The sequence below is a fragment of the Pseudaestuariivita rosea genome (assembly GCF_017592335.1).
GTDB lineage: Bacteria > Pseudomonadota > Alphaproteobacteria > Rhodobacterales > Rhodobacteraceae > Parasulfitobacter > Parasulfitobacter rosea.
In genome coordinates, this window is sequence record NZ_JACNMP010000002.1 from 246952 (window position 1) to 273267 (window position 26316).

The 26316-nt window shown below is 57.8% G+C and carries 26 protein-coding genes; 10 read left to right on the forward strand and 16 right to left on the reverse strand.

Annotated features, from left to right (window positions below; translation table 11 throughout):
• Positions 1 to 95: 95 nt before the first annotated feature.
• Positions 96 to 965 carry a hypothetical protein gene (locus H7848_RS02785; RefSeq protein ID WP_208347753.1) on the reverse strand — a complete coding sequence of 290 codons (870 nt, stop codon included), beginning with the start codon at positions 963 to 965 and terminating at the stop codon, positions 96 to 98.
• 102 nt (positions 966 to 1067) lie between these two features.
• Between H7848_RS02785 and miaB the strand changes: the two genes are divergently transcribed.
• Complete coding sequence (gene miaB / locus H7848_RS02790; RefSeq protein WP_208347754.1) at positions 1068 to 2408, forward strand: tRNA (N6-isopentenyl adenosine(37)-C2)-methylthiotransferase MiaB; 1341 nt, start codon at positions 1068 to 1070, stop codon at positions 2406 to 2408.
• 109 nt (positions 2409 to 2517) lie between these two features.
• Complete coding sequence (locus H7848_RS02795) at positions 2518 to 3351, forward strand: DMT family transporter (protein WP_208347755.1); 834 nt, start codon at positions 2518 to 2520, stop codon at positions 3349 to 3351.
• Between the two features lies 1 nt (position 3352).
• Here H7848_RS02795 and H7848_RS02800 read toward each other — a convergent pair whose 3' ends face one another.
• From H7848_RS02800 to H7848_RS02810, 3 genes are read right to left on the reverse strand one after another with little or no spacing between them, the layout of a single operon-like run.
• Positions 3353 to 4423: a 5-(carboxyamino)imidazole ribonucleotide synthase gene (locus H7848_RS02800; RefSeq protein WP_208347756.1), complete on the reverse strand. Its 1071-nt coding sequence runs from the start codon at positions 4421 to 4423 to the stop codon at positions 3353 to 3355.
• Positions 4416 to 4895, reverse strand: coding sequence for a 5-(carboxyamino)imidazole ribonucleotide mutase (gene purE, locus H7848_RS02805; RefSeq protein ID WP_208347757.1), 480 nt, complete (start codon positions 4893 to 4895; stop codon positions 4416 to 4418). The genes H7848_RS02800 and purE overlap by 8 nt, the downstream gene beginning before the upstream one ends.
• 46 nt (positions 4896 to 4941) lie before the next feature.
• Complete coding sequence (locus H7848_RS02810) at positions 4942 to 5160, reverse strand: YdcH family protein (protein ID WP_208347758.1); 219 nt, start codon at positions 5158 to 5160, stop codon at positions 4942 to 4944.
• A 158-nt stretch (positions 5161 to 5318) separates the two neighbouring features.
• On the opposite strand from H7848_RS02810, the gene H7848_RS02815 reads away from it, so the two are divergent.
• Together H7848_RS02815 and H7848_RS02820 are read left to right on the forward strand one after the other, a co-directional pair.
• Positions 5319 to 5732 (forward strand): Hsp20 family protein, encoded by a 414-nt coding sequence (locus tag H7848_RS02815; protein WP_208347759.1) that lies wholly within the window; start codon positions 5319 to 5321, stop codon positions 5730 to 5732.
• A gap of 3 nt (positions 5733 to 5735) precedes the next feature.
• Positions 5736 to 5963, forward strand: a complete 228-nt coding sequence (locus tag H7848_RS02820; protein WP_208347760.1) for a DUF1150 family protein — start codon at positions 5736 to 5738, stop codon at positions 5961 to 5963.
• Here the strand turns inward: H7848_RS02820 and H7848_RS02825 are convergent.
• A complete protein-coding gene (locus H7848_RS02825; protein WP_237072541.1) occupies positions 5941 to 6594 on the reverse strand; it encodes a LysE family translocator in 654 nt (217 codons plus the stop codon). The two genes, H7848_RS02820 and H7848_RS02825, sit on opposite strands and share 23 nt — an antisense overlap.
• A 73-nt stretch (positions 6595 to 6667) precedes the next feature.
• Here H7848_RS02825 and H7848_RS02830 point away from each other — a divergent pair, with 73 nt between their 5' ends.
• From H7848_RS02830 to H7848_RS02850, 5 genes are all read left to right on the forward strand, one after another.
• Complete coding sequence (locus tag H7848_RS02830) at positions 6668 to 7120, forward strand: Lrp/AsnC family transcriptional regulator (RefSeq protein ID WP_208347762.1); 453 nt, start codon at positions 6668 to 6670, stop codon at positions 7118 to 7120.
• A 74-nt stretch (positions 7121 to 7194) separates the two neighbouring features.
• Positions 7195 to 8484 (forward strand): NAD(P)/FAD-dependent oxidoreductase, encoded by a 1290-nt coding sequence (locus H7848_RS02835; RefSeq protein ID WP_208347764.1) that lies wholly within the window; start codon positions 7195 to 7197, stop codon positions 8482 to 8484.
• Between the two features lie 81 nt (positions 8485 to 8565).
• Complete coding sequence (locus H7848_RS02840) at positions 8566 to 9570, forward strand: serine hydrolase domain-containing protein (protein WP_208347766.1); 1005 nt, start codon at positions 8566 to 8568, stop codon at positions 9568 to 9570.
• Positions 9571 to 9678: 108 nt separating this feature from the next.
• Entirely contained in the window at positions 9679 to 10872 is a 1194-nt protein-coding gene (locus H7848_RS02845) for a DegT/DnrJ/EryC1/StrS family aminotransferase (protein WP_208347768.1), read from the forward strand.
• 659 nt (positions 10873 to 11531) lie between these two features.
• Positions 11532 to 13067, forward strand: a complete 1536-nt coding sequence (locus H7848_RS02850; protein WP_208347770.1) for a hypothetical protein — start codon at positions 11532 to 11534, stop codon at positions 13065 to 13067.
• Positions 13068 to 13261: 194 nt separating this feature from the next.
• Here the strand turns inward: H7848_RS02850 and murD are convergent, their stop codons facing one another.
• From murD to H7848_RS02895, 9 genes are all read right to left on the reverse strand, one after another.
• Entirely contained in the window at positions 13262 to 14659 is a 1398-nt protein-coding gene (murD, locus tag H7848_RS02855) for a UDP-N-acetylmuramoyl-L-alanine--D-glutamate ligase (RefSeq protein ID WP_208347772.1), read from the reverse strand.
• 148 nt (positions 14660 to 14807) lie between these two features.
• Positions 14808 to 15890, reverse strand: coding sequence for a phospho-N-acetylmuramoyl-pentapeptide-transferase (mraY, locus tag H7848_RS02860; RefSeq protein WP_208347774.1), 1083 nt, complete (start codon positions 15888 to 15890; stop codon positions 14808 to 14810).
• Positions 15891 to 17333, reverse strand: coding sequence for a UDP-N-acetylmuramoyl-tripeptide--D-alanyl-D-alanine ligase (locus H7848_RS02865; protein WP_208347776.1), 1443 nt, complete (start codon positions 17331 to 17333; stop codon positions 15891 to 15893).
• A 1-nt stretch (position 17334) separates the two neighbouring features.
• Complete coding sequence (locus tag H7848_RS02870) at positions 17335 to 18831, reverse strand: UDP-N-acetylmuramoyl-L-alanyl-D-glutamate--2,6-diaminopimelate ligase (protein WP_208347777.1); 1497 nt, start codon at positions 18829 to 18831, stop codon at positions 17335 to 17337.
• 16 nt (positions 18832 to 18847) lie between these two features.
• The gene (locus tag H7848_RS02875; RefSeq protein ID WP_208347780.1) at positions 18848 to 20632 is read right to left on the reverse strand and encodes a peptidoglycan D,D-transpeptidase FtsI family protein; all 1785 of its coding nucleotides are present in this window, start codon (positions 20630 to 20632) and stop codon (positions 18848 to 18850) included.
• Entirely contained in the window at positions 20629 to 20985 is a 357-nt protein-coding gene (ftsL, locus tag H7848_RS02880) for a cell division protein FtsL (protein ID WP_208347782.1), read from the reverse strand. The genes H7848_RS02875 and ftsL overlap by 4 nt, the downstream gene beginning before the upstream one ends.
• Complete coding sequence (gene rsmH, locus H7848_RS02885; protein WP_208347784.1) at positions 20985 to 21977, reverse strand: 16S rRNA (cytosine(1402)-N(4))-methyltransferase RsmH; 993 nt, start codon at positions 21975 to 21977, stop codon at positions 20985 to 20987. The genes ftsL and rsmH overlap by 1 nt, the downstream gene beginning before the upstream one ends.
• 3 nt (positions 21978 to 21980) lie before the next feature.
• Positions 21981 to 22484 (reverse strand): division/cell wall cluster transcriptional repressor MraZ, encoded by a 504-nt coding sequence (mraZ, locus tag H7848_RS02890; RefSeq protein WP_208347786.1) that lies wholly within the window; start codon positions 22482 to 22484, stop codon positions 21981 to 21983.
• A gap of 613 nt (positions 22485 to 23097) precedes the next feature.
• A complete protein-coding gene (locus H7848_RS02895; protein ID WP_208347788.1) occupies positions 23098 to 24171 on the reverse strand; it encodes an Mrp/NBP35 family ATP-binding protein in 1074 nt (357 codons plus the stop codon).
• A gap of 218 nt (positions 24172 to 24389) precedes the next feature.
• On the opposite strand from H7848_RS02895, the gene H7848_RS02900 reads away from it, so the two are divergent.
• A complete protein-coding gene (locus tag H7848_RS02900; protein ID WP_208347790.1) occupies positions 24390 to 24605 on the forward strand; it encodes a DUF1127 domain-containing protein in 216 nt (71 codons plus the stop codon).
• A 45-nt stretch (positions 24606 to 24650) separates the two neighbouring features.
• Here H7848_RS02900 and H7848_RS02905 read toward each other — a convergent pair whose 3' ends face one another.
• A complete protein-coding gene (locus tag H7848_RS02905) occupies positions 24651 to 25799 on the reverse strand; it encodes a pyridoxal phosphate-dependent aminotransferase (RefSeq protein WP_208347791.1) in 1149 nt (382 codons plus the stop codon).
• 42 nt (positions 25800 to 25841) lie between these two features.
• A complete protein-coding gene (locus H7848_RS02910) occupies positions 25842 to 26222 on the reverse strand; it encodes a response regulator (RefSeq protein WP_208347792.1) in 381 nt (126 codons plus the stop codon).
• Positions 26223 to 26316 lie beyond the last annotated feature (94 nt).

Consider the following 26316-nt stretch of genomic DNA (forward strand, 5'->3'; position numbering starts at 1 on the left):
TGAAAGCCCTGACGACAGAAATTGGGTTGTGTGTCGATTCTGCTGCAACGCACAGAGAATACGTGGTGCACAGCCATGACAACGTTACGTTTTCCTCAGAACCACTGCCCGGGTTCCATCAGGCCCAGGTTCATCAACTGCATGCTACTCCATTCAAATTGCACGGAATTATGCCATTTGAAGCTGCCGATCTCGTGCCGGGATCGCGGATTGCGCCGCAGCGCCTTGGCTGTTCGAAACGAACAGATCGCCGCGGTCAGATTATGGTGCCAGGGGCAGGCATAGGTATTGTATTCCTCATCATTGAATAAATGCCCCGGCAGCATTTTCAGCCCCGGTTTGCTTTTGAATATCGCGATACGGTCGATACGCCTTTGTTTTTGCGGCACATGTTCTTCGAACCGCCACTTCAGTCCGCCGAAAAAATCATGTTGCCGATCCTTGGGCGCCCAGTCGTTTTCAGCATCTTCACGACCGATCGCATAGTACCCGGATTTATCCAGAAAGGGCGCTGTAACAGACACGGCGTTTGGGCAGGCCGCCAGATCTTCTGCATAAAGATCAATAACATAGCTCAGCATGGCCTCGCGCCGCTCTTCCGTATGAAAGGTCAGCATTTCGCCGATGCTGCGAGTTTCACAAAAGGGAAAGAAAAGATATTCGGCGTTGAAACAATAGTAAAACCAGACGCCCGGCGCGGCCGCGATCAGCTTGTTGATGATCTCTTCCCGCAGGCCCGGTTTCGTGATCACTTCGGATATGCGCGTGACCTGATCCAACAGGGCAGGATCAATGGCGATACCGGGCGCGCCAATGGCGAGAACCTGTTGAAACCCCAGTGAAATATGGTGTCTAAGCGTCGACGCGACCTCGACATCATCTTCCAGAAAAATCAGCGCAATCGGCCCCTTACCAAGGACCGACCCCGGCTGTTTCAGAAACTGGTCAAAACTGTCGAACACCATCGCACGCCTCTTTCAAAACCCTATTGCCCGACGCGGTCCACACATTGCAAGCCCATCCTCTTTTCGGTAGAAGGGCGCACCGCCAAAATCCGGAACATATCCATGTCAGACGAAAACGCGAAAAAGCTTTATATCAAGACCTATGGCTGTCAGATGAATGTCTATGACAGCGAACGCATGGCCGAAGCTTTGGGTGGTCAGGGGTATGTGGCGACCGACACGCCGGATGACGCGGATATGATTCTGCTAAACACCTGTCACATCAGGGAAAAAGCAGCTGAAAAGATCTATTCGGAACTGGGTCGGTATAAGGGTCTGAAGGCCGAAAAGCCTGATCTGAAGATTGGCGTTGCAGGCTGTGTCGCCCAGGCCGAAGGCGCCGAGATCATGCGTCGCCAACCCATGGTCGATCTGGTCGTCGGCCCGCAAAGCTATCACCGCCTGCCCGATATGGAACAGCAGGTGGCCAAGGGGCAAAAGGCGCTCGACACCGATTTTCCCAAAGAAGACAAATTCGATCACCTCAAATCCCGCCCCAAGGCGCAACGCGGCCCAACCGCCTTTCTGACGGTGCAGGAAGGCTGCGATAAATTCTGCGCCTTCTGCGTCGTGCCCTATACCCGCGGGGCCGAAGTATCACGCCCCGTCGATCAGGTTCTGAGTGAGGCGCGCGATCTGGTGGATCGCGGCGTGCGCGAAATTACCCTTTTGGGTCAGAATGTTAACGCCTATCACGGCATAGGCGCGAAGGGAGAAACTTCCCTGGCCGATCTGATCTGGCAATTGAATGATATCGACGGGCTGGAACGCATCCGCTTTACCACATCCCACCCCAACGACATGGACGACGCGCTGATCGAAGCGCACGGAACCTGCGATAAACTCATGCCTTACCTGCACCTGCCCGTGCAATCCGGCAGTGACCGCATCCTCAAGGCGATGAACCGCAAGCACACGGCCGAGGACTATATTCGCCTGATCGAACGCATCCGCGCCGCGCGCCCGGATATCCTGATGTCGGGTGATTTCATCGTGGGTTTCCCCGGCGAAACCGATCAGGATTTCGAAGACACCATGGCTCTGGTCCGCGCTGTAAACTATGGCCAGGCCTTTTCCTTCAAATACTCCACCCGCCCCGGCACCCCCGCAGCCGAACGCGCCCAGGTCGATCCGGATGTCGCCAGTGATCGCCTGCAGCGGCTGCAGGCCCTTCTGAACGAACAACAACGCAGCATACAGGACGCCATGGTCGGGCAAGAGGTCACTGTACTTTTTGAAAAACCAGGCCGCCTGGCCGGTCAAATGGTTGGAAAATCAGAATATTTGCACGCCGTTCATGTCCAGGCACCCAAATCCATGCGCGGCGAACTCGTCCGTGTCCGAATCACCGAAAGCTCGACCAATTCGCTTGCCGGGGTCCTTGCCCAAGACGTTGCTGCGTGACCGGTACCATTATTGTTCCAAAAATACTCGCGCCGCAGGCATCCCGAAGGCCCACAGGGCCTGAGATAAAAGACGCGGCGCGTCAGCGCCTCAATTGGATCACAGCCCCATGCGTCTGATCCTGCTGACCGCACTGACCATGATCGCCTTTGCCGCCAATTCCGTCCTGAACCGCCTCGCACTCACCGATGGCACGATGGGCGCGTCCAGCTTTGCCGCCATCCGTATCCTGTCCGGCGCTGTTGTTCTGGTCGCTCTGGTCTGGCTAACCTCCCGTAAAGACCAACAAAAACTGCCTTTTTCTGCTGTTGGCACGCTGTCGCTCGCTCTCTACGTCCTTGGCTTTTCCTTCGCTTATATCACGCTTGATGCCGGTGTCGGGGCTTTGCTCCTGTTTGGTGGCGTGCAAGTCACGATGTTTCTGGGGGCGCTCATCCTGCGTGAACAGGTCCCGCTGGAACGGTGGATCGGCGCAGTGATCGCTTTTGCAGGACTGATCTATCTGATGTGGCCCGCGGGCGCTGATATTCCGCCGTTTTCAGGCAGTCTGTTGATGGCCGCCGCCGCCCTTGGGTGGGGCGTTTATTCGCTGGCAGGGCGGGGTGCCCAGGCGCCCCTTAACATGACCGCCGCCAATTTCCTTCTGGCTGTCCCACTGGGCGCGCTGGCTTTTCTGTTGGTTCCGTCCCAGGTGACGTTCAACGGAACAATCCTCGCCATTATATCGGGCGCGATCACCTCGGGACTGGGATATGCGTTGTGGTACAGCATCCTGCCCAACCTGGGCGCAACACGCGCTGCGGTTTCACAGCTAACCGTTCCGATCATCGCCGTGGCGGGGGGTATCGCATTTCTGGACGAAACGCTCACCACGCGGTTCGCTTTGGCCTCCGCCTTGGTGCTGGGTGGCGTTGCATTATCCCTAATAAAAACGGGGCGCTAGGTCATCTGGGGCCAATCACCCTGTTGATATGCCCCATCTTCCGACCCGGCTTAATCTCTGCCTTACCATAAAGATGCAGCGCCGCGCCGTCTTGTGCCAGCGCAGGCACGCGGGTCATATCGTCACCGATCAGGTTTTCCATCACCACGTCCGAATGCCGCGTCCCATCACCCAGGGGCCATCCCGCGATGGCCCGGATGTGCTGTTCAAACTGGTCAATCACGCATCCGTTTTGCGTCCAATGCCCCGAGTTATGGACCCGTGGCGCGATCTCATTCACGATCAGACCACCGGGCGTCACGAAAAGCTCAACCCCCATGACGCCAACATACTCCAGCTCATTCAAAATCCTGCCGGTCAACAAAACCGCATCCGCCCGCTGCGCGGCACTTAGCCGGGCGGGCACGGTCGTCGTGCGCAGAATGCCGTCGCGATGCAGGTTTTCGCCCGGATCAAAGCAGGCGACTTGTCCATCAAGCCCCCGTGCGCCGATCACCGAAACCTCATGGCTGAACGCGACAAAACCTTCCAGAATGGCAGGCGCGCCTTGTAGATCCGCGAAAGCATCCGCCAAATCGGATTGTTCGCTGATCCGCACCTGTCCTTTGCCGTCATAGCCAAAACGACGGGTTTTCAGGACGGCGGGCGTCCCGATCTGACCCACTGCGGCGCGCAGATCATCCAGCGTATCCACCGCTGCATAGGGTGCGGTCGTCAGGCCAAGGCCGGTCAGAAAATACTTTTCGGTCAGCCGATCCTGACTAACAGACAGCGCCTGCCTGCCAGGTCGAATGGGGCACCGGGGGTCAAGCATATCAAGCGCGGAAACGGGAATATTCTCAAACTCATAGGTGATGACATCAACCGCATCGGCAAAGGCCTGCAGCGCGGTTGTGTCATTGTAAGACGCCGTTGTGACCTGATGGGCGACGTCCCCGGCGGGTGGCTCGGCGCCGGGCTCAAAGATATGGCACTTAAACCCTAGCCGCGACGCCGCAACCGACAGCATCCGCCCCAACTGCCCACCGCCCAGAATACCGATGGTTGCCCCGACCGGCAGCGGCTTAGTCATCCACAGGCTCCTCGGGGATTGAGGCCGAAAGCGCATCACGCCACCGATCCAGCCGTTCCGCCAGCGCGCTGTCCTGCAAGGCCAGAATACCAGCCGCCATTAATCCTGCATTGGCCGCCCCGGCGGCCCCGATTGCCATTGTCGCAACCGGAAATCCCTTGGGCATCTGCACGATGGAATACAGGCTGTCGACGCCTGACAACGCCCGCGTCTGAACAGGCACCCCGATCACCGGCACCCGCGTTTTCGACGCCATCATACCCGGCAAATGCGCAGCCCCGCCTGCGCCCGCGATGATCACATGCAAGCCCCGATCGACAGCCGTCTTGCCATAGTCCCACAGACGGTCGGGCGTGCGATGGGCCGAAACGATCCTGGCCTCATATCCCACACCGAGGTCATCCAGTATGTCCGCTGCTGCTTTCATCGTCGGCCAGTCCGACTGACTGCCCATGATAATGCCGACTTTCATTCACCGCCTCCTTCAAGCGAAGCGGCACTATACGCAGGAAAAGCGTTTACGCAATGATATCCGGGGTTAAGCGGTCTTCGATCTGGGCAATTTTGTCTTTCAAAGCCAGCTTCTGACGCTTGAGCCGCTGCAAGGTCAACTGATCGCCCGTGCCCTTTTCATGCAGGGCGGCAATCGCTTCGTCCAGATCGCGGTGTTCGCGTCGAAATACCTCAAGCTCAATCCGAAGAACTTCCTCGGTTTTCATCTCGCCCGGTGCATTCATCCATGTAAATCCCTTGCCAAGGCCCCTTACATAGCAATTTGAATGCCTTTCGCAAAGACCCTTGCCCCTTGCGCAGGGCTATTTTGCGCCCCATATTTGACAAAACTGGTCGCCAGAAAGGGGCCATTCACGAACGTCGCTTTTGAAGGACGATAGGAATGACAAAACTGACTTTGGGGTCACACCCCTTTCTTCTGGGGTTTGAACAGCTTGAGCGTCTGGTTGAACGCACGGCGAAATCCGGGAACGACGGATACCCCCCCTACAACATCGAGCAGACGTCTGAGACCTCTTACAGGATCACACTGGCCGTTGCCGGTTTCAGTGAAGGTGACCTGTCCATCACGGTCGAGGATCGGCAACTTGTCGTGCGCGGCAGACAGACGGACGACGATACGGATCGTATGTTCCTGCATCGTGGTATCGCGGCCCGTCAGTTTCAGCGGTCGTTCGTTTTGGCCGATGGCGTCGATGTCGGTGAAGCGACGATGGAAAACGGATTGCTGCACGTCGATCTGAACCGATCGGTGCCAGACAGTATTGTGCAGACAATCCAGATAAAGAAGGGGTAAGTTATGAATACACGTTATGATCTGGCCTCGGTTTTGGGCGAGCGGACTGTTTACGTAAAACCCATCGCAGTGGCTGATTTGCCTGAGCAGCTTCAGGAACAGGCCGATGGTCTGGAAACGCTTTACGCTGTCCACACAGCCGAGGGCGAGCAGCTGGCTTTGGTTGCCGACCGCAGTCTGGCCTTTGTACTGGCCCGTCAGAACGACTTCAGTCCGGTGACTGTGCACTGATTTCCGGTGCGGCGGCGGCCTGACCGGCCGAACCCTGGCCAAGCAGGATAGGATAAAGCGACGCCACCAGCAGCAGGGCCATTGTGATATTGAAAGCACGCAAGCGACCCGGCGTTGATAGAAATCGGGTCATTTGCTGACCAAGCACGATCCATGTGCTGTTGGTGACAGATGACACCATGATGAATACGATGGCCAGAATGGCCATGGCCAACCATCCGCTGCCGACCGAATAGAGAGTCACCGCAGTGGCGCACATCGCCCAGGCCTTTGGATTGACCCACTGAAACGCTGCGGCTTGCAGCAGTGTCATAGGCGTACCTGTTGCGTCGCCGCCTTCAACGGGTGCTGCACGGGCAATTTTCCATGCCAGCCACAGCATGTACCCGGTTGCTGCAACCTTCAGAATGATCTCGGCCACCGGATATCTGTCGAACAGCTCGCCCAGGCCTGTCGACATAATCAGCAGCATTGACACCAACCCGGTCCAGATACCGACCATATGCGGAACAGTGCGGCGGTATCCGAAATTCGCACCCGAGGTCAGCAGCATAATGTTGTTTGGGCCCGGCGTACCGGTTGACGCAAAGGCGAACAGAACAAGGGGCAGGATCAGCGCAGGGTCTATCATACACAAATATCTATCGCCCTTTGTGTCGCAAATCATTGCAAAACAATCGCCTGACTGCTTTATTTTGCAATAAATGATGGAACTAGACCAAATAGACCGCAAAATATTGCGTGTTCTGGCCACCGATGGGCGGATCAGCAATACCGGCCTGGCCGAACAGGTCGGGCTGTCGCCTTCGGCTTGTTTGCGACGTGTTCAGGAACTGGAACGCAGGCGTGTGATCAGCGGGTACAAGGCTGTGATCAATCCACAGGCCATCGGGATCGGATTTATTGCCTATGTCGCCGTTGGGCTGTCTGTTCATACCAGGGATGCCCAGGCCGCGTTTGAACAGGCGATGGCGGCTGCGCCCGAGGTTCGCGAATGCCACAACATCACCGGCATGGTCGAATATATCCTGCGGGTCGAGGTATCAGATCTGACCGCCTACAAACATTTCCATACCGAGGTGCTGGGCACCTTGCCCCATGTCAGCGCGATCACCTCCTATGTCGTCATGGCCTCACCCAAAGATGATCGCGCTTGAACTCATAAAATTCTTTTACCTTGGCGTCCCGCAGTGCTTAATATCGGACCGGGTGAGTAAGTGGGGCTGTTTGAGTGAGCTATCTTTATGTGAACGACACGCCGGGTCAGTATCCGGACAGTTGGTACGCGGAAACGGCCACAATGCTTGCGCCGCAGCCTGCGTTGAAAGGCGAAAAAAGCGCTGATCTTTGTGTGGTTGGCGCGGGCTATACGGGGTTATCGGCTGCCCTGCACGCGGCCAAAGCCGGCCAAAGTGTCATCGTGCTTGAGGCGCAGCGGATTGGATTCGGTGCTTCAGGCCGGAACGGCGGTCAGATCGGATCGGGGTTCAACAAGGATGTTCACTGGCTGGCGGACCATCTTGGGCGGGATCGTGCCAAGGCGCTGTGGGCGCTGGCTGGACAAGGCAAAACGCTGGTGCGGACCCTGATCGCCGACCATGCGCCCGATGCTGACTACAGACCCGGTATCATTCACGCGGCCCTGACCCAGGGCGAAGTGGCCGAGCATCATTCCGAGGCCGATCATCTGTCGTTCAACTACGATTACCGCAGCCTGACGAAACTGGACGCCGATCAACTGGCGATGCTGATCGGTTCTAACGTCTTCAAAGGCGGTGTGCTGGACGAAGGTGCGGGGTATTGCCACCCTTTGAACCTGGTCCTGGGTCTGGCGCGCGCCGCACAGGCCGCTGGTGTCGAAATTCATGAACGATCCGAGGTGCATAAGGTTGAACCGGGCAGGGTGCAGACCAATGGCGGCGTGGTGCGGGCCAAGAACATCCTTTTGGCCTGTAACGGTTATGGAACGCATCTGAACCGCAAGACGGCGTCTCATGTCCTGCCGATCAATAACTATCTGGCTGTGACCGAACCCCTGGGTGATCGTGCCCCGATGATCCGCCCCGTGGCTGTCGCCGACAGCCGGTTTGTCGTGAATTACTGGTGGCAAACGCGGGACGGGCGGTTGGTCTACGGGGGCGGCGAAAGCTATGGGCGCAAGTACCCCAAGGATATTCGGGCCAAGGTCCGCGCCAATCTGGCCCGTGTTTATCCGGAACTGAAAGACGTCAATCTGACCCATGCCTGGGGCGGAACGCTGGCCGTCACATCCACCCGTTTGCCCTATCTGGCCGAGGTTGAACCGGGTCTTTTCGCAGCCGCCGGTTATTCGGGTCATGGCGTAGCGCTGTCGATCCTGTGCGGAAAACTGGTGGCGGATGCAATTGCAGGTGATCGGTCTGATTTTGATCTGATCGCAAATCTGCCGACACCCGCATTGCCCGCGGGGCGGATATTCGGACCCGCCATGACCAGTGCTGCAATGTTCGCCTTTAGCCTACGCGACCGGTTCGGGGTTTAGGGCATCCTCACGATATTCTTATTGGGGTTTTGCGAAAAAAGGCTCACATTGGTCGGAAACGCGCAACAACACTGATCCGCCATGCCCACACGTCGTTCCGTTTTGTTTTCCACTGCCGCTGCGGCTTCGATGCCCACAGCGCTGTTTTCCCAGGCTGCCAACAAATGGGCGCCTGCAATGGATCTGGCGCGCAGTTATGATCAGATGCACACGCTGGTGATTTCTCAGGCCGGGCAAATCAGACTGGGCGAGGTGTTGCGCGGCCCATCGCTGGAACGTGCGGTGAATGTCAAATCGGTGTCCAAGACGGTTGTCGCCGCACTGATGGGCGCAGCCATTGACCGGGATGAGGTATTGGGCGTCGACGCAACGCTCGGGCAGATCGTGCCTGATCTGATCCCCGCCAGCGCCGACCCACGGGTTGCCGATATCACCCTGGCCGATCTGGTCACGATGCAGGCGGGGCTTGAGCGGACATCAGGGGCGAATTACGGCGATTGGGTGTCCAGCCCGAATTGGGTGGCCTATGCCCTCAGCCGCCCGATGATCCGCGAACCGGGTGAGGGCATGCTGTATTCCACGGGCAGTTTTCACATTCTAGGCGTTGCCCTGGCCCGCGCGACGGGCCGCAGTCTGTTGTCTCAGGCCCGTCAGCGGTTGGGTAACCCGCTTGGTATCCGGATCAGTGCCTGGGCGCAGGATCCGCAGGGTAACTATCTGGGCGGCAACGAAATGGCGCTGTCACCCCTGTCCATGATCCGGTTCGGCGAGATGTACCGCCTGGGTGGAATTTGGCAGGATCAACAGGTGCTTAGCAATACATGGGTCGAAACATCCTTTGTGCCCCGAACGCGTTCTTTCTTTTCCGGGCTTGCCTATGGCTATGGCTGGTTTCTTGGGCGCACCCAGGGTCATAACTTTGCCCTGGCACGCGGATATGGCGGTCAGTTGATCTGCATTTTGCCTGATCTTGAACTGACAATTGCCATCACATCGGACCCGACGCGCCCGGCGCGCAGTGCGGGATATTTTGGTGCCCTGATGCGCTTGATTGGCGACATCGTGCCTATTGCCAAGACGACCTGAGCCGAAAAAACCCTTCAATTCAATGGGTTGCCGCTTTCGTTCAAAGGGGGTAGCGCGGTTTATTCTTTTTGTTTAGTATAACCAAAAATAACTTTCGGGATATCTGAAATGACTGTCGCCCCTAATGTCTACGATGCCGAACCCATTCCTGACGCAGCACGTGCGGAAATTGACCGCTTGCTGAAATCCGGTGATCTGTTTCGCTACACGGCCCCATCGGACGCGCCGGTGGCCTTGCTGGAAAAAGAATTCGCGGAACTGATGGGCACGGATTACGCGCTGGCGGTGTCGTCCTGTTCGGCGGCTTTGTTCTTATCTTTGAAGGCTTTAGGGTTGTCGCGGGACGCACGGGTTCTGATCCCGGGCTTCACATTTGCGGCGGTGCCGTCGTCGGTGGTGCATGCGGAATGTAAACCTGTCCTGTGTGAGGTCGGCGAGAATTATCGCATTGATATCAATGATTTCGAGCGCAAGCTGGATCAGGATATCAGCGCCGTGATCATCAGCCACATGCGCGGGCACACCTCGGACATGGATGCGATCATGCGCCTTTGCGATGCGCGCGATATTCCTGTGATCGAAGATGCCGCCCATTCCCTTGGCACCACGTGGCACGGCAAAAACATTGGGACGATAGGGCGCGTTGGCTGTTTTTCGTTTCAATCCTATAAGTTAGTCAATGCGGGCGAAGGCGGGATCATGGTGACCAATGATCCCGATCTGGTTGCACGGGCGGTGATCATGTCGGGCGCCTATGAGCATAACTGGAAAAAGCATCCTGTGCTTCATGACAATTTTTCCAAGTGGCAGAACAAGTTACCGCTTTATAACCTGCGGCTGCAAAACCTGTCGGCGGCGGTGATCCGGCCGCAGTTGAGTGAGGTGGCGCGGCGGGTGCGGGATGGGCGGGCCAATCATGATTATGTGGCGGGGGAGTTGAACAGGTCGGATTGGTTGTCGGTGCCGGATAAACTGAGCGCGGAGGAGCGGGCGCCGGACTCGATCCAGTTCAATCTGGTTGGGATGAGCGACCGGCAAACCCTTGATTTTGCGGCGGAATCCAAGGCGCGGGGTGTCAGTGTGCAGGTCTTTGGGCTAAGCGATGACAATGCGCGGGCGTTCTGGAACTGGCAATTTATCGACGACCTGCCCGAGCTGCCGCAAACGCGCGCGATGCTGATGCGGGCCTGCGATGTGCGGCTGCCCGCACGCCTGAAAAAACCTGATTTAGACTTTATTATCAATGCCTTGACGGGCGCGGCTGAGCAGGTGATGGGGCCAAAAACAGCCCTGGCCAGTTAGAGGTTTCGCCCGCGGGTCAAGACGCAACGTCATCAAAGTTAACCCGCCGTTCTATGATGTTTTTGAATGTGCAATTTGCACATTTTCCACAAAACCGGGCAATTCAGATGTGCAATTTACACATTTTTCGCGGGATTTGCCGTGATTTCCTGATTCCCGCAGATTTTTCACGAAATCGCCCTGTGGATAAGTTTGATGTCAACGCGCGCGGTCCCGTCAGACATCTTTAACAAACTGCCCGAATTAACCATTTCCGCGGGTCATTAACGCATCATAAATCGCACCGCACGGTGCCAAACTTTGCAACTTTACAAAAATCGAATCAAAAACTTTGCAAAGTTTGCAGTGTTAAGGTTTGGGTAAGAAAGTTGAGATGTCGGCTATGAGCCCACAATCACGGTTACTGCACTCGGACCGAATGTCAGCGATGCGTAGGAAGCGGACTTTGCATAGTCAAGCGTATGGCCTATTCCAGCTATTCATTCACCGATCAACATGCTCCAGTGCATCGATTCGTCGAACGCCTACGGTAGGTTTCGCCAACTTGCTAAAACGAGCAATGCGGTGTTAGGCTCTATCATGAGTTGAATTGACCTAAATCGGCTTTCAGATCGTTAGTTGGGGACAATTTCGTTTTGTATTTTTGAACGGTGAAAAAATTGGATCAACGAAAAGGACGACCAGCCGAAAAGTATTTCAGCCTGTTGTGTTCCAAAGCAAACATCACTTGCAATAAGTCGGAAGAGGACGACCATGGATGGGATTTCCTTGTTGAAGTGCCGATGCCGACAGCCGAGGGGCGATCAGCCGACTTAGTTGGCGAAATCCGAAAATGTGAGGTTCAAGTCAAGGCATTAGAAAAGGGAAAGCCCGTGGTGAAGCTTAGCTTGAGCAATGCGCGCGCCTTTGCCAAAAGCCATCTACCTTGCTTTATCGTCGCTATCTTGGATCAAGACTCTCCTCATCCACGCGTCTTTATCCGACACTTTTGGGAAAATGAGATTGAGCGGTCTCTCAAACGAGTGCGAGAGGCTGGAAATCAAGGTAAACCGCTGAACAAAACGTACACGCAATTCACTTTGTCGGAAACCGAAGATAGGTCGTCGGATCCTATTGGCTGGCTCGTAAAGGAGATACAGAGCCTGTCACAGGACTACATCGGTGAAAAGCGGAGGATAGAGAAATCAGTCGGATATGATGAGGGAAGTTGGAAAGGCGAGGTGAAATTTGGACCATTAGAAGGAATAGAAGAGCTTGTGGATCATCAGCTCGGTCTAACTGACAATATACCGGTGGAGTTTGTTAGCATGACCGAGACTCGATTCAATATCCCATCGTCGCCGGCCATTTTTGCGGGAAAACCGAGTTTTGCAAGAATGCGCTCTCAGGCAACGAAAGCATGCCAACTTGTCCTTCGTTCAGAAGGAGGCGCGTCCATGACCGTAGACGCAACGCTTACAGCACCAACAATCCCCGACTTACCACCTGAGGCCATGAAGGTACGCATCGATACATGGTTTTCCAGTTTTGTGGTGTCAAATGGCAAGAAAATTCATTTTGACCTGAGTCTCGACTTTGATGCGATACTTACTCTCCGGCAGCTGAGCCAGTTTTTTCAGTTACTATCTTGGTCGGAAATGGGCCCAATTTCGTTCAGCATAATCGGTGACGGATTTCCAATTGCGGAGGGCCAAATGAAACTGGGCCAAGGGCAAGACGATATCTCTTATGTTAAGCCCTCGAATATGATTTCGAAGCTGCTTGATATAACGCATCGGTCGGGTGTAGAAATGCCGTCTTTGTCTCCCGCGTCGCTAGGGAGAAATTGGGCAAAATGCGCTCAATTCTACAATTACCTGATGACCGATGGCGCAGAGCTAAAGGTGACCTTGGATCGAGTCATCTCGCCAGATTTATCGCCTCAGTGCATGGTGGGGTTCATTGAATTGGACCTTGAGACTGCTGCTTTTCTGGCGGTTCTGGAGTTCCCAGTGAAGTCCGAAGAACGCAGTGGAAATGATATGAGCTTTTCTTTAGCTGCACCTTTAATTCGAGATTGCTACGTGGGCTCAAGCGCTAAAACCGTGCGTAAACTTGGTGAAAGGCAAAGTGCCGAGTTTGGGGGACGGACCGGAAAAACAATAATTAAGGTCGGAAGTTTGTTCGATCACCCTACTGACATTCTTCAGCGGTAGAGTACGATGTTTTGGCCCGCCAGCGGCCAGAAAATCTGAAACATAAACGCTATGAGCCAGAGGGCAGCGGCCGACCTCGGGTGGGCGAGAAGCGCCCTCCCGTGGGGGAGGTCGGGCGCTGCCCGGTGGTCCCACCGGGCGGGAGTGGTTGGGCGGAGCGGTTCTGGTTTTCTGGACGACGCTTTTGAACGGGCTTAGAGCAGTTTTTCGACGCAGCGGATGAAATCCTCGCCTCGTTTTTCGAAGTTGGGGTATTGGTCAAAGGACGCGGCGGCGGGGGCGAGGAGGATGGTGTCTTTGGGCCCCGCATCGTGGTGGGCGGCGGTGACGGCTCGGTCGATGGTTTCGCAGATCTCATGCGGGGTGTCGCCCAGTTGCAGGGCGAAATCGCGGGCGGAGTGGCCGATCAGATAGGCTTTGGTGACGGTGCTGAGGTAGGGCGTCAGGGCCTCGATCCCGCCGTCTTTGCCGAGGCCGCCGACAATCCAGCGGATGTTTGTGAAGGCCTGCAGGGCCTTGGCGGCGCTGTCGACATTGGTGGCTTTGCTGTCGTTGACGTAGCGGACGCCGTTTTTTTCGGCGACGATCTGGCTGCGGTGGGGCAGGCCGCGGAAGCTGTGCAGGGCCTGTTCGATGGGGCGCGGGCCAAGGCCCAGGGCGCGGCAGGCGGCGTAGGCGGCGCAGGCGTTCTGGTGGTTGTGGGCGCCGGGCAGGGCGGCGATGTCGCGCAGATCGATGCTGGCCACCTGTTTGCCTTTGCGGGTTTCAGACAGGAAGCCTTTGCGGGCGAAGATGTTCCAGCCGTCGCCTTTCAGCTTTTCGGCGACGGACAGGCGGATGACACGGTCGTCGGTTGGCCCCTCGGCCAGTTGGTTGGCCAGGTAGCGGCCTTCGTTTTCATCGACGCCGATGATCGCGCGGTCGGGGCCGCCTTCGGCGAAGAGGCGGCGTTTGGCGGCGAAGTATCCCCCCATGCCGCCGTGCCGGTCCAGGTGATCGGGGCTGAGGTTGGTGAAGACCGCGATATCGGGGGTCAGGGCGCGGGCGAGGTCGGTTTGGTAGGAGCTGAGTTCGAGCACTACGACTTCGCCATCGTGGGCGGGGTCCAGGTCAAGCACGCCGCGGCCGATGTTGCCGGCCAGTTGGGTGGGGCGATTGTTGTGATGCAGGATATGGTGGATCAGGGCGGCGGTGGTGGATTTGCCGTTTGATCCGGTGACCGCGATGATGCGCGGGGTGGTGTCGTAGGCGTCCCAGTCGGGTGTGGCGAAGGACCGGAAGAAGAGGCCAATGTCGTTATCCACAGGCACGCCCGCGGCCCAGGCGGCAGCGATGATGCGGTTTGGGTCGGGGTAAAGATGCGGGATGCCGGGGGACACGATCAGCGCGGCGATGTCGGTCCATGCCGTTTGGCGGGTCAGGTCATGCAGGGTCAGGCCCTGGGTTTCGGCTTTTTCCCGGGCCTCGGGGCTGTCGTCCCAGACCAATGCTGTGGCGCCACCGGCCTGCAACGCCTGTGCTGTGGCCAGGCCCGAGCGGCCGAGGCCCAGTACAGCGACCTTTCGGCCTTCATATCCGCGGACGGGGATCATAAGTCGTTCTTACGTAAACAGGAATTGATTGTCAGCCGGTATTTTATGCACGGGGTCACCCGACTTTGAGGTCCCGGAGTAAATCCGGGACTGCGCAGGTGCGAGCCGGCGATGGCCCGGCGCCTTCGGCTTGATTCCGGGCCAGGGTTCACCGCACCTTCAGCGTTGCCAGGCCGATCATGGCCAGGATCAGGGCGATGATCCAGAAGCGGATAACGATTTGGGGTTCGGCCCAGCCTTTCTTTTCGTAGTGGTGGTGGATCGGGGCCATCAGAAAGACGCGTTTGCCGGTGCGTTTGAAGTAAAGCACCTGGATGATGACGCTCAGCGCCTCGACCACGAAAATCCCACCAACAATGGCCAGAACGATTTCGTGTTTGGTGGCCACAGCGATGGCGCCCAGGGCACCGCCAAGCGCCAGCGATCCGGTGTCGCCCATAAAGACGGCGGCGGGGGGCGCGTTGTACCACAAAAAGCCCAGGCCCCCGCCAAAGAGCCCCGCGCAGAAGATCAGGATTTCACCCGTACCGGGCACGTAGTGCACGTCGAGGTATTCGGTGAAATCCACGCGGCCCACGGCGTAGGCGATGATGCCAAGCGTTCCGGCGGCGATCATTACGGGCATGATGGCCAGCCCATCCAGTCCGTCGGTCAGGTTCACAGCGTTGGCAGCGCCTACGATGACGATCATGGCAAAGGGGATAAACAGATAGCCAAGGTTCAGAAGCGTATCCTTGAAAACAGGGAAGGCCAGTTGATTTGTCAGCTCATCAGGGTGATATATCGCGGCCCAATAGGCTGCAAAGCCCGCAATGATGAAACCAAGCAAAAGCCGTATTTTGCCCGGCACGCCAGCGGTATTCTGCTTTGAAACTTTCGCATAATCATCGGCAAATCCGATAAAGGCGAAGGCCAGGGTGACAAACAATACCATCCAGACAAAGGGGTTATCCAGCCGCGCCCACATCAGGGTCGAGGTCAGCAGCGCGCCGACGATCAGCAGGCCGCCCATCGTGGGGGTGCCTGCTTTGGAAAAATGGCTTTCGGGACCGTCATCGCGGATCGGCTGGCCCTTGCCCTGACGTTTGCGCAGCACATTGATCAGCGGTTTGCCGAACAAAAACCCAAAGACCAGCGCCGTCAGAAACGCGCCGCCTGCGCGAAAGGTGATGTATCTGAAAAGGTTAAAAAAATCACCGCCGTCTGAAAGGGCGGTCAGCCAATATAGCATCTACTCTGTCCCGTTTTCTGTTATATCTTTGGGATGACCTAGCCGCTGTAACGCTTCAACGACAAGGCTGACCTTACTGCCTTTTGATCCCTTCACCAGAATGACATCACCCGGATCGGCCAATCGGTGGGCTTTCTGGGCCAGATCTGTTGCGTTTTCGACCCATTCGCCGCGCTTTTCCGGGGGCAAGGCATCCCACAGGTGCCGCATCAGGGCGCCAACGCAGTGCACCCGCGTGATAAGTTCCATGGACGGATCGTCGGCGATTGCGCGGTGCATGTCGGGGCCATCGTCACCCAGTTCAAGCATGTCGCCCAGAATGGCGATGCGGCGCCCCTTGGCGATGCGTCCGACGTTGTGGATAGGTTGGGCTGCGGCCAGAACCTCAAGCGCTGCGGTCAGAGAGGTCGGGTTGGCGTTATAGGCGTCGTCGATCAGGTCAACGATCGCGCCTTCATCTATATCATCCAGCACCAGCCGTTGACGCATGCCGCGTCCTGCGGGTGGGCGCCACAGACCGATATCGATGGCCGCGCGGGCCAGGTCGGCGCCAAGGGCCTCGGTCGCGGCCAGAACCGCCAGCGCGTTCATCGCAAAGTGACGACCGGTCGAGGACAGCTTGAACAGCGTCGCCTCGCCATGGATATCGGCCTGAATAACGGTCGCGTTTTCCGCCAGTTTGACGTTCAGCAGCCGGAAATCCGCGCCCATATGGCCGAACAGCATCTGTTTGGCCTCTTTTTTGGCGGCCTTTGATTGCAGAATACCCGCCGTATCAATGTCGGCGTTCAGTATGGCTGTGCCGCCCGAAACAAGGCCGTCGATGATCGAGGCCTTTTCGCGCGCGATGCCTTCGATACTATCAAAGGCTTCCAGATGGGCGGCGGCCACGGTGGTGATGACTGCCACATGGGGTCGGGCCATGCGGGACAGCGGCGCGATTTCACCTGGTGCATTCATGCCGATTTCGATGACGGCATAGTCGGTGTCAGTGGGTATACGGGCCAGGGTCAGGGGCACGCCCCAGTGGTTGTTATAGCTGGCCTCGGCCGCATGGGTTTTGCCCTGCATCGACAGGACAACGCGCATCATTTCCTTGGTTGAGGTCTTGCCCACTGATCCGGTGATGCCCACCACCCGCGCTGCGGTGCGGGTGCGGGCGGCGATGCCCAATGCGGTCAGGCCGGTCAATACGTCTTCCACGATCAGTAGAGGCGCGTCGTCCGGCACATTGTCAGGGCGTCGACTGACCAGGGCCGCCGCTGCCCCTTTTTCAAAGGCCTGGGCTACAAAATCATGCCCGTCACGGATGTCTTTCAGGGCCACAAACAAATCGCCGGGCTGAAGCGTGCGGGTGTCGATTGAGACACCTGTCGCCCGCCAGTCCGCTGTGGTGGTGCCGCCGGTTGCCGCTGCGGCCTCGGCCGAGGTCCAAAGTGCCATGCTAAATCCCCCCGTCCAGGGCCGCGACGGCGACGCTGGCTTGTTCGGCGTCGTCAAAGGGGAAGACGTCATCGCCAATGGTCTGGCCCGTTTCGTGCCCCTTGCCCGCAATCAGCAGCGTATCGCCGGGGCCCAGGGCGTCGACGGCGCGTAGGATGGCTTCGGTGCGGTCGCCGATTTCGGTTGCATTGGGGGCGCCCATCATGACCGCCTGACGGATGACGGCGGGGTCTTCGCTGCGGGGGTTGTCATCGGTGACAAAGACGACGTCGGCGTTTTCGGCGGCGGCCTGGCCCATAAGGGGGCGTTTTGTGGGGTCACGATCGCCGCCCGCGCCAATGACGACGATAAGCCGCCCCATCACGTGGGGGCGCATGGCCGTCAGGGCCGTGGCAACCGCATCGGGTGTGTGGGCGTAGTCGACAAAGATCGCAGCGCCATTCTGGCGTGTGGCAGCCAGTTGCATGCGTCCGCGCACGGTGACCAGATGGGGCAGGGTGTCAAAGACATCAGCCGCATCGCCACCCGTTGCGATGACAAGGCCCGCCGCGACAAGAACATTTTCGGCCTGAAAACCGCCGATCAGATTCAGGCGTTTCTGAAAGGATTTGCCCTTCCAGTCAAACAGCAGGTCCTGGCCGGTGCTGTCGAACCGCTGATTGCGCAGATGCAGGTCCGCGCCGTCCTCATGGCCGACTGTCAACAGTTTTTGCCCCCGGTCGCGCGCGATATCTGCCATATCACGGCCCTTGGGGTCATCGATATTGATCACCGCTGTGCCGTCATCGGGCAATACCCGTGTGAAAAGCGCGGCCTTGGCATCGAAATAGGCCTCAAACGTCTTGTGATAATCCAGATGATCCTGACTGAAATTCGTGAACCCGGCAGCCATCAGGCGCACGCCGTCCATGCGGCGCTGGTCCAAGCCGTGGGATGAGGCCTCCATCGCGGCGTGGGTCACGCCGGCCTGGGCCGCGTCGCACAGGGCGCGGTGCAGGGTGACCGGGTCAGGTGTGGTGGGAGGCCCCCCTAGTTTGGCGGTCCAGGCGCCCTCGACGCCTGTTGTACCAAGATTGACAGCGGGCACGCCCATTTCGATCCATATCTGGCGGGTAAAGTTGGCCACAGATGTCTTGCCATTGGTGCCGGTCACGGCGACCATTGTGTCGGGCTGCCTGCCAAACCAGAGTGCTGCCGCATAGGCCAGGGTTTCGCGAGGGTCTTCGGCGATGATCAGGGCCGTATCTGACCCGGCCAGTTCATTGGCTGCAATGCGCGCGCCCTGCGCGTCGGTCAGAATGGCCGCGGCGTCCATCCGCAACGCATATTGGATGAATTCACCCCCATGCACGCGGGTGCCCGGCAGGGCGGCGAACAGATAGCCCGGCTTGACCTGTCGACTGTCGATCGCAATGCCGGTGATCCGCGCCTCTTGTCCGCCCTGTGCGGTCAGGCCAAGGGCCGCCAGTGATTTCGTTTGATTCTCAGCAGCGCCCATTTTTTGCCTTCCGCCCTTAATTTGCGGTCAGTGTTACACCGGTTATGGGGCCGGGTTCAACTTGTGGTCTGAGGCCCAGCAAGGGGGCCGTGCGCCGAATGATCTCGGCGGCAACGGGTACCGCCGTCCAACCCGCCGTGCGCCGGGGTTCTTCGCCCGATGTTTCAACGGGTTCGTCCAGACTGACCACCAGAACATACTTCGGATCATGGGCCGGAAAGATACTGGCAAAGGTCGCAATCACCCGGTCATCATAATATCCGCCGCCGTTCGTACGGGGTTTGTCTGCGGTGCCGGTTTTGCCCGCTACGTGATAGCCTGGCACTTCACCAAAGGTGGCCGACCCATCTGTGACCACTTTGCGCAGCATGGTGCGCGCCTGGGCCGAGGTGCGTTCTGAAATCACGCGCGGGCCGTTTTGCGGGCCATCCTGTTTCAGCAGGGTCGGCGTGACCTTGGTGCCGCCATTTAACAGCGACGCATAGGCGCCGGCCAGATGCAGCGGGCTGGTCGATACGCCGTGGCCATAGGAAATCGTCATGACTGAAATTTCGGACCAGTTACGGGGATAAAGCGGATTGACGGTGTGCGCCTCGATCATCTCGAAAGGTAGCGGTTCGGTCACACCAAGGGTCTGCAGAAAGCTTTTCTGACGATCTGACCCGATATCAAGTGCAATGCGGGCGGTTCCGATATTTGACGATTTTGCAATGACATCCGTTACGGAAAGCTGTGTGCCGTGATCGCGGAAATCACGAATGGTGAAACGGCCCCATTGCAAAGGCCCTTTGATGTCGATGATTGTCTCGGGCTGGACCAGCCCCAGTTCCAGGGCCTGAGCGGCCGTGAAAATCTTGAAGGTTGAGCCAAGCTCATAGACACCCTGAACGGCGCGGTTGAACAGGGGGCTGTCGGACTGGTCGCCCTGTGTCAGGGGACGGGGGCGATTGTTGGGGTCGAAATCGGGCAGGCTGGCGATGGCCAGAACCTCGCCCGTATGAATGTCCATCATGATCGCTGCGGCACCCTTGGCATTCATCAGGCGCATGCCCCCGGCCAGGACTTCCTCGGTCGCGGCCTGAAGGGTCAGATCCAGCGACAATTGCAAGGGTGCCGTGCTGTTGGCCGGGTCGCGCAGATAGCGGTCGAACTGCTTTTCGACGCCCGCAATGCCGATAACCTCGGCCGAGGACACGCCTTCGCGCCCGAAGCCTGCGCCGCCCAGAACATGTGATGCGACAGGGCCATTGGGATAAAGTCGCATTTCGCGTGGGCCGAATTGCAGCCCGGGATCACCGATATCGTGGACGGCCTGTTTCTGTTCGGGGCTGATCCGCCGCTTGATCCAGATAAATTTGCGATTGCCGGTGAACTGCTTGATCAGCTGATCCTGCTGCAGATCGGGAAAGATTTTAACCAGCTCACGCGCGGCATGTTCCTTGTCGATCATCACCGGGGGCTGGGCGTAAAGCGAAAAGGTCTGCAGGTTCGTGGCCAGAATGCGACCGTTACGATCCACGATATCGGCGCGCTGGTTGACGATGGCGGCACCGGCTGCGGCCATGCGCGGCTCGGACGGTTCGCTTGCGGCCAGAACGGCCATACGCATGCCGACCGCCAGGAAGGCGCACAGGAAAAAGATACCCAGTACCAGCAACCGGCCTTCAGCGCGGTCACGGGATTTATCGCGCATTTCCTCATGGCGCAGGCGCAGGTTTTCACGCTCAATCGCATCCGGATTTTCGCCGTGTTCCCGGGCACTTAGGATACGGGGCAGGGGGCGCAGCGGTGTTCTGGTCATTCGCCTTGATCCTGCAGGTCACGGCTTGCAAAGGTTTCGACCGGCGTGGTGATCGGTAGCGGCGGATCTTCGGGGAAGGTCACCTGATCAACCTGACCGAACTGATCGGGCGTCATGGGCAGCAGGCCCAGGCGATCAAAGTTCAGATCCGCCAGATCGCGCAGCCGGTCGGGGCGGTTCAGAAAGGCCCATTCCGCACGCAGGACCGACAGGCGTTCACGCGCACTGCCGATGTCGCGCTGCAATTGCCGAACCTCGGACAGGGCTTGCTGGGTCTTATAGTTTTGCTGATACGCCCAGAAGGCAAGGCCCATGACCGCAAGCGCAGATGTGATAAAAAGAAATGTCCGCATCAGTTTTTCCCCCTTAGTCGCGGCATTCCGATGTCTTTTGCGTCAATATCGCCAGGTGGTGCGTCGGTGCGTTCGGCCACACGCAGTTTGGCGGAGCGGGATCGCGGATTTTCGGCCAGTTCCTGATCGTCCGGGCCGATGGCCTTGCGCGACAGCAGTCTGAATTGCGCGGGCGTTTCCTGGGTTTCTGGCGCATAGCGGTTGGCGCGGCCCAACTGGCCCGAGCGTTGCTGCAAAAAGCGTTTGACCATCCGGTCTTCGGTCGAGTGGAAGGTCACGACGGCCAGTTTTCCGCCGGACCTTAGCGCGCGTTCGGCTGCCATAAGCCCCTGATAAAGCTCTTCATATTCTGTGTTTACGGCGATGCGCAGCGCCTGAAAGGACCGGGTGGCAGGGTGGCTTTGACCCGGTTTGGCGCGGGGCAGGCAGCCCTCGATTATTTGGGCCAGGGCAAGGGTGCGCGTGATCGGCGCCTGATCGCGTGCTTTGACAATGGCCCGCGCAATCCGTCGCGACGCCCGTTCTTCGCCAAAAAGATAAAGGATATCAGCCAGTTCTGCTTCGCTGGCACTATTCACAATATCAGCGGCCGTTTGTCCGGTGTCGCCCATGCGCATGTCCAGCGGGCCGTCTTTCATGAAAGAAAAACCGCGTTCGGCCTGATCCAGCTGCATGGAACTGACGCCAAGATCCAGCACAATACCGTCCAGCGCCTCGCCATAGGCGTCCAGCCGCGAAAACGTGCCTTGCACCATGCGCAGGCGGTCACCGTATTGGGCCGCCCAGGACTGCGCCATGACAAAAACGGTTGGGTCACGATCAATCGCGATCACCTGACCTGCGCCTGCGTCCAGCAGCGCGCGTGTATATCCGCCCGCGCCAAAGGTGCCGTCCAGCCAGATGCCGGACACTGGTTCAACCGCCCGCATCAAAGGGCGCAACAGGACCGGGATATGGGGGGCATCATCAGGGATTTGCGCGGCAGCCGCCATGCCTTAATCCCCTTTCTTCTGATCCAGCAGGATAAGGGGATCGAAGTCTTCGGGCTGATTGTCCAGCCAGGCTTCGGTGTCGGTCTTTTCCTCGGCCTCATAGGTGTCGGGGTTCCAGATTTGGAAATGGTCGCCGGCCGAGATAAAAAATGCCTCGGACGTCAGGCCGATCTTTTCGCGCTGCTTGATCGGCAGAACCAGACGCCCGTCGCGGTCGACTTCTGTGGTCAGGGATGGCCCCAGCATCGTCTGGGTAAGGATCTTACGTTCCATCGACCCGCGCGGCAGGGACATGATTTCGTCTTCAATTTCGTAGAAGGCTTCCATTGTATAGCAATCCAATCGCTTTTTGCGATGATCGCCGTAGACAATAACAAGCTGAGGCTGTCGGCCTTCGACCCATTCGGGGTCACCGGCCTGCAGGACACGGCGAAAAAGGGCTGGGATAGACACCCGCCCTTTACTGTCCACCTTATGGTGGCTTTCACCTCTGAACCTGCGAACCACTGTCCTGCGGCCCCTTTTTGTCCTGCCCCCGGATTTTCTTTTTGTTTTACCGCCGGCCCTGGAAGGAAAACGGCGGACTGAGCTGCTGCCACTGCCCAATCCGCCGCCAAGTCCCTCGCGGGTTGTCCAACTGCGCATGCCACCTGGGGGGATGTCTGCTCGCTCACGCGTCGGATCTGTCTTGCGATGAAAGCGGGTGCCTGTATGAAACCTGACTTGGTGCTCTTATGGGGTTCTTTAGTTGCCCCGTTAGCCCGTCCCTCATCTGTGGGTATAGGGATGACATGGGATTTCATGGTAATCAACAAAAAAATGGGACTTTGTGGGAATGGGCGGGAAACTGTATTTTGGACGATATATAGATTTTACCTAAAATACACCTCAATTAGCGCATAATTCATATATGTATACTATATGTGGTGCTGTATACCCGTTCCCACGAATTCCCTTAAGTGCAAATTTTTTTGCTTGAAGCGTAGCCCGTACCTTAACAGTCAGGTCAAAACAGTACGATTTTTCTGAGAATCATCGGAATTTCAACGCATGATTCGGCGTGGATTCGGGTTTGGACCCGTCATTTTCTTAATAGATAGATATGAGTGCCATGAAATCCCTAGGCCATCCCGCCAGCTACCAGGCGCGTAGCCAGTTGGGCATAGGCCTCGGCTTGGGGGCTGTCGCCCGTGGCGATGGGCAGGCCTGCGTCCCCGGCCAGACGGACATCCAAATGTAGCGGCAGAGCACCCAGAAACGGCACGCCGATCCGTTCGGCTTCAGCCGCAACGCCGCCGTGACCAAACAGATGCGCCTCGTGACCGCATTCAGGGCATATATAAGAAGACATGTTTTCGATCAGGCCCAGAACCGGTGTTTTCAGCGTGGCAAACATATCCAATGCCTTGCGTGCATCCAGCAGCGCAACATCCTGCGGGGTGCTGACAACGATGGCGCCGGTCAGGTGGGTGCGTTGGCAGAGCGTCAGTTGCACATCACCCGTGCCCGGCGGCAGATCGACGATCAGCACATCCAACTGACCCCATTGAACCTGGCCCAACATCTGTTGAAGTGCGCCCATCAACATCGGACCGCGCCAGACAACTGCTTTTTGTTCGTCGACCATGAAGCCGATCGACATCAGCGTGACGCCATGGGCCTGCAGTGGAATGATGGTTTTGCCATCGGGGGAGGCGGGGCGTTTGTTGATGCCCATCATGCGGGGCTGCGAGGGGCCATAGATATCGGCATCCAGCAAACCGACCTTGCGGCCCTGCCTGGCCAGCGCCACGGCAAGGTTTGAAGACACCGTCGATTTGCCTACACCCCCCTTGCCCGAGCCGATGGCAAGGATTCGGTCAACCCCTGTGACCTGCATTGGGCCTTTCTGTCCGTCCGGATGCCGCCCAATCTTTAGGCTTGGCGCCGCAGTTTTGGGCTGTGCCGCCGGACCATGCGCCGTCAGAACAGCGGAAACCTGCGACACGCCGTCCAAATCCATCACGATTTTTTCAGCGGCTTGGCGGATCTGTTCCATTTTTGCCGCGATTTCGGGGGAGGGCGCTTCAATCACAAAGCGAACGGCGCCGTCCTGAACGGAAAGCGCCCGAACCATGTCACGGGATATCAATGTACCGCCGTCGGGCAGGGTCAGTTGGTCAAGTGCCTGTAATACAGTCTGTTTTGTTGTCATTTGGCGCCCCCGGTATCCGTCAGTCTTAAATGTTCACTTTTCGCCGCGGGACAACCCCTGAATTCAGGCGCCTAATCAATAAGCTTAATGCCGTTCGTTTGGGCGCCTGCGAATTGCATTTTCTGCATGGCAGCATTGTTTGTGCGGCTATTGTGCACACGCAGCAATGCGTTATTTACAGATCCAAGGCAGTAACGCAAAATTAAACGAGTAGAGCTATGGCACATATGAGTGAAGTTCGCGCCGCACGGGGCGGTGTGTTTGAAAATACAAAAGCCGGTTTGGCTGGTCTGGTACAGCGTTATGCGCGCTACAAACTGTATAAGACCACACTGGCGGAGCTGAAGTCGCTGACGAACCGAGAGCTGAGCGACCTTGGCCTGAACCGCACCATGCTGCGTCGCGTAGCATATGAGGCGGTTTACGATCGATAGGAATTTACGGTTCAGGAAACCCTCTCCTCCTCCCTGGGTTTTCTGTTAATCTGCGGCGGCACCTTCCTCCTCCCTGGTGTCGCCGCTTTTTTTATGCGCATTGGCCAGCGCCGACGGCAGCGCATTCGCAAAAACAGCGTTATCGGCGAATGTTCCGCAGCTGATCCGAATGCAGCGGTCCTGCGGCGCCACAAACGGCATGCGGGCAAAGACGCCTTCTTCAATCAAACCGGATAGAACGGCGCGGGCAAAGCGGCCATCGCGACCGCAATCGATTGTCACAAAATTCGTGGCCGATGGCAGGGCCGTCAGGCGGTTTTGCCGTGCGATATCTGTGATCTGGTCCCGCGAGGCTTTGATCCACGCGATGACATCGGACAGATGGGCCTGATCCCGCAGCGCCGCCATGGCCGCAGCTTGCGCCAGGCGGCCAACGCCAAAGTGGTTGCGGATTTTGTTGAAGGCAGTGATCAGCGCCGCTGGACCAATCGCATAGCCCACACGCAGACCGGCCAGTCCGTAAGCCTTAGAAAAGGTGCGCATCCGGATGACCGATGGATTTGCGACATCCAGCGCGGGCGCGGTTCCAGCCGGGGCGCAGTCGATATAGGCCTCATCCAGCACCAAGACACATCCGTCGGGAACAGATTCGATCATTCTTTCAATGGCTGCCGCCCCATGCCAGGTGCCCATCGGATTATCGGGATTGGCCAGATAGATCAGCTTGGCGCGGGTGCCTGTTGCGGCATCGATCAGTGCGGCGGGGTCTTCGTGATCATCACGATAGGGTACCTTGTGCAACACACCTCCATAGCCCTGCACGTGATAGTTGAAGGTCGGATAGGCCCCGTCCGAGGTCACGACCACGTCGCCCGGGCCGACAAACAGCCGGACCAGATAGCCCAGAAGCCCGTCGATGCCTTCGCCCACCACGATATTTGCTGCATCGACGCCATGATGGGCCGCCAGAGCCTGCCGCAGGTCGTGAGTTTCCGGATCGCCGTACATCCAGACATCCCCACCTGCGTCGCATATGGCTTTTTGCGCGGCCGGAGATGGGCCAAAGACGCTTTCGTTGGCGCCAAGGCGGGCCGCAAAGGGCTGTTGTCTTTGACGTTCCTGCGTTTCCGGTCCGACAAATGGAACCGATGCAGGCAAAGCGTCGACGATTTCAGTAAAGCGGTATTTTGACATGCGCGGCAGATAATCTGATCAGATCACCCGCCGCAAGGCCCCCTATGACATAAGCTGCGGCTGATCGTGCGCAACGCAGTGTTCGCCGACGGCCAGCAATTCGCTGATATCGACGGGTTTGCGCAGGACCGACGCGATGGCCGGGTCCATATCAAAAAGTTCGCCGCGGGGGAAAACGGTGCTGCCTGTGACAACGATGACCTTACAGTTGGGGTTCTTGTAGGTTGCCAGTGTCGCAACGGACAAACCAGTGTCTGATCCAAGGTACAGATCCAGCACAACCAGATCGAAGGATGTTGTCATCAGCGTTTTCCGTGCGTCTTCAGGCGATGCGGCCTCGAAACAGACGTGCTGCGCGCCCTCGAATACCTCGCACCACAGATGCGACAGGGCTGCATCATCCTCGACGACTAGAACTTTCAACGTATTCTCCAACATTCGTTAAAGCTGGACTTAAAACATTAACAATCTTTTAACCATCACCTCAAAATAGTGAATCAGCGTCAATGATCCGAAC

What these genes read in the sequence shown, in the direction of transcription:
- H7848_RS02785 (WP_208347753.1), bottom strand. Translation starts at nt 965, where the DNA reads ATGGTGTTCGACAGTTTTGACCAGTTTCTGAAACAGCCGGGGTCGGTC.
- miaB (WP_208347754.1), top strand. Translation starts at nt 1,068, where the DNA reads ATGTCAGACGAAAACGCGAAAAAGCTTTATATCAAGACCTATGGCTGT.
- H7848_RS02795 (WP_208347755.1), top strand. Translation starts at nt 2,518, where the DNA reads ATGCGTCTGATCCTGCTGACCGCACTGACCATGATCGCCTTTGCCGCC.
- H7848_RS02800 (WP_208347756.1), bottom strand. Translation starts at nt 4,423, where the DNA reads ATGACTAAGCCGCTGCCGGTCGGGGCAACCATCGGTATTCTGGGCGGT.
- purE (WP_208347757.1), bottom strand. Translation starts at nt 4,895, where the DNA reads ATGAAAGTCGGCATTATCATGGGCAGTCAGTCGGACTGGCCGACGATG.
- H7848_RS02810 (WP_208347758.1), bottom strand. Translation starts at nt 5,160, where the DNA reads ATGAATGCACCGGGCGAGATGAAAACCGAGGAAGTTCTTCGGATTGAG.
- H7848_RS02815 (WP_208347759.1), top strand. Translation starts at nt 5,319, where the DNA reads ATGACAAAACTGACTTTGGGGTCACACCCCTTTCTTCTGGGGTTTGAA.
- H7848_RS02820 (WP_208347760.1), top strand. Translation starts at nt 5,736, where the DNA reads ATGAATACACGTTATGATCTGGCCTCGGTTTTGGGCGAGCGGACTGTT.
- H7848_RS02825 (WP_237072541.1), bottom strand. Translation starts at nt 6,594, where the DNA reads ATGATAGACCCTGCGCTGATCCTGCCCCTTGTTCTGTTCGCCTTTGCG.
- H7848_RS02830 (WP_208347762.1), top strand. Translation starts at nt 6,668, where the DNA reads ATGATGGAACTAGACCAAATAGACCGCAAAATATTGCGTGTTCTGGCC.
- H7848_RS02840 (WP_208347766.1), top strand. Translation starts at nt 8,566, where the DNA reads ATGCCCACACGTCGTTCCGTTTTGTTTTCCACTGCCGCTGCGGCTTCG.
- H7848_RS02845 (WP_208347768.1), top strand. Translation starts at nt 9,679, where the DNA reads ATGACTGTCGCCCCTAATGTCTACGATGCCGAACCCATTCCTGACGCA.
- murD (WP_208347772.1), bottom strand. Translation starts at nt 14,659, where the DNA reads ATGATCCCCGTCCGCGGATATGAAGGCCGAAAGGTCGCTGTACTGGGC.
- mraY (WP_208347774.1), bottom strand. Translation starts at nt 15,890, where the DNA reads ATGCTATATTGGCTGACCGCCCTTTCAGACGGCGGTGATTTTTTTAAC.
- H7848_RS02865 (WP_208347776.1), bottom strand. Translation starts at nt 17,333, where the DNA reads ATGGCACTTTGGACCTCGGCCGAGGCCGCAGCGGCAACCGGCGGCACC.
- H7848_RS02870 (WP_208347777.1), bottom strand. Translation starts at nt 18,831, where the DNA reads ATGGGCGCTGCTGAGAATCAAACGAAATCACTGGCGGCCCTTGGCCTG.
- H7848_RS02875 (WP_208347780.1), bottom strand. Translation starts at nt 20,632, where the DNA reads ATGACCAGAACACCGCTGCGCCCCCTGCCCCGTATCCTAAGTGCCCGG.
- ftsL (WP_208347782.1), bottom strand. Translation starts at nt 20,985, where the DNA reads ATGCGGACATTTCTTTTTATCACATCTGCGCTTGCGGTCATGGGCCTT.
- rsmH (WP_208347784.1), bottom strand. Translation starts at nt 21,977, where the DNA reads ATGGCGGCTGCCGCGCAAATCCCTGATGATGCCCCCCATATCCCGGTC.
- H7848_RS02895 (WP_208347788.1), bottom strand. Translation starts at nt 24,171, where the DNA reads ATGACAACAAAACAGACTGTATTACAGGCACTTGACCAACTGACCCTG.
- H7848_RS02900 (WP_208347790.1), top strand. Translation starts at nt 24,390, where the DNA reads ATGGCACATATGAGTGAAGTTCGCGCCGCACGGGGCGGTGTGTTTGAA.
- H7848_RS02905 (WP_208347791.1), bottom strand. Translation starts at nt 25,799, where the DNA reads ATGTCAAAATACCGCTTTACTGAAATCGTCGACGCTTTGCCTGCATCG.